We start from the raw sequence: 219 nt of genomic DNA, 5'->3' as shown, positions 1-219 counted from the left end.
CCTCCCGCCACCGGTCCCGTGCGGCCAGCTGCGGGTGTCCGGCCAACTGCGCCACCGAGTTGAGCCGCGCACAGGCGATCCCGGCCGCCTCCAGCCGTTCCACGGCCTCGTCCGCCGAGAGCTTGCCCAGCGCCCCCGCCACCACCGCGTCCGTGGACTCCCGTCCCCGGGTCCGGGCCGCGTTCGTCGCGTACGAAGGATCCTCGGCCAGCTCCGGCC

The 219-nt window shown here is 76.3% G+C and carries 1 protein-coding gene; it reads right to left on the bottom strand.

From position 1 onward, the window contains the following. Positions 1-219: CoA transferase (locus VR44_RS40775; protein ID WP_045952760.1), on the bottom strand; the 219-nt coding region annotated here is incomplete at both ends.

The sequence above is a fragment of the Streptomyces katrae genome, from assembly GCF_000966975.1.
Taxonomy (GTDB): domain Bacteria; phylum Actinomycetota; class Actinomycetes; order Streptomycetales; family Streptomycetaceae; genus Streptomyces; species Streptomyces katrae.
The sequence above is the reverse complement of the archived record's forward strand: the minus strand, read 5'-3'. Positions and strand labels throughout refer to the sequence as shown.